Here is a 240-nt window from a genome sequence, read left to right as displayed (position 1 = left end):
GGGCTATATTTACCGTCTGATAAACATTCGCGCCTTCGATACGGATATTGGCTGCATGGCGAATCTTAACTTTTAAGAATAAATCGCCATTTTTACCACTACCACCGCCAGCAGCACCTTGTCCTGTTAAGCGAATTTGCTTGCCATCAGTGATACCTTTGGGGATTTTAATTTTTAGGGTTTTATTGTCATAATCGACGCTGCCGTTGGGCTGACGCACAGGGACGTTTAGCTTAATAC

1 protein-coding gene is annotated in these 240 nt (G+C 43.8%); it reads right to left on the bottom strand.

Annotated elements, in window-relative coordinates:
- On the bottom strand, positions 1–240 hold a 240-nt coding region (locus tag AAEY78_RS14810; RefSeq protein WP_352340238.1), incomplete at both ends, for a DnaJ C-terminal domain-containing protein.

It is taken from the genome of Psychrobacter sp. 16-MNA-CIBAN-0192 (assembly GCF_040309565.1).
In the GTDB taxonomy this organism is placed as follows: Bacteria; Pseudomonadota; Gammaproteobacteria; order Pseudomonadales; family Moraxellaceae; genus Psychrobacter.
Note: the sequence above shows the minus strand (reverse complement) of the source record. Positions and strands in the feature narration are given on the sequence as shown.